This is a genomic window from Acinetobacter johnsonii (assembly GCF_048551975.1).
GTDB lineage: Bacteria > Pseudomonadota > Gammaproteobacteria > Pseudomonadales > Moraxellaceae > Acinetobacter > Acinetobacter johnsonii_A.
The window spans coordinates 1-1,193 of record NZ_JBIMCF010000070.1 but is presented as its reverse complement, the minus strand read 5'-3'; the positions used below and the strand labels follow the sequence as shown (position 1 = coordinate 1,193).

The 1,193-nt window shown below is 45.0% G+C and carries 1 protein-coding gene; it reads right to left on the bottom strand.

Translation table 11 applies throughout. The annotated features are described in order from the left end of the window. Position 1: 1 nt before the first annotated feature. Complete coding sequence (tuf, locus tag ACG9ZB_RS16655; RefSeq protein WP_419326797.1) at positions 2-1,192, bottom strand: elongation factor Tu; 1,191 nt, start codon at positions 1,190-1,192, stop codon at positions 2-4. Position 1,193: the final 1 nt, after the last annotated feature.

Here is a 1,193-nt window from a genome sequence, read left to right as displayed (position 1 = left end):
ATTATGCAGTTACTTTAGCAACTACACCAGCACCAACTGTACGACCACCTTCACGGATCGCAAAACGTAGACCTGGGTCCATTGCGATTGGGTGGATTAATTCTACTGACATTTCTACGTTGTCACCAGGCATAACCATTTCAACGCCATCTTGTAATTTGATCGCGCCAGTTACGTCAGTTGTACGGAAGTAGAACTGTGGACGGTAACCGTTAAGGAATGGAGTGTGACGACCACCTTCTTCTTTAGAAAGTACGTATACTTCTGCATCGAATTTAGTGTGCGGCTTGATTGCACCTGGTTTAGCAAGTACTTGACCACGTTGTACATCTTCACGCTTAGTACCACGTAGAAGAACACCACAGTTCTCGCCCGCACGGCCTTCGTCTAGAAGTTTACGGAACATTTCTACGCCAGTTACAGTTGTTTTAACTGTATCTTTGATACCAACGATTTCAACTTCTTCGCCTACTTTCACAATACCAGTTTCTACACGGCCAGTTACTACTGTACCACGACCAGAAATAGAGAATACGTCTTCGATTGGCATTAAGAATGCTTGGTCGATTGCACGTACTGGCTCTGGAATGTAAGTGTCAAGTGCGTCAACAAGCGCAACAACTGCTTCTTCGCCATACTTACCAGCGTCACCGTTAAGTGCAAGAAGAGCTGAACCACGGATAACTGGAGTGTCATCACCTGGGAAATCATAAGTAGAAAGAAGTTCACGAACTTCCATTTCTACTAATTCAAGAAGCTCTTCATCATCAACAAGGTCACACTTGTTAAGGAATACAAGAATGTAAGGTACACCAACCTGACGAGAAAGAAGGATGTGTTCACGAGTCTGTGGCATTGGACCATCAGTCGCAGCACATACAAGGATCGCGCCGTCCATCTGAGCAGCACCAGTAATCATGTTTTTAACATAATCGGCGTGGCCCGGGCAGTCTACGTGTGCGTAGTGACGAGTTGGAGAATCGTATTCTACGTGTGAAGTATTAATTGTAATACCACGTGCTTTTTCTTCTGGTGCAGAGTCAATTGCAGCGTAGTCTTTCGCTTCGCCACCGAATTTCTTCGCACATACAGTTGCAATTGCAGCTGTTAAAGTTGTTTTACCATGGTCAACGTGACCGATTGTGCCCACGTTAACGTGTGGCTTATTACGTTCAAACTTAGCCTTAGCCATG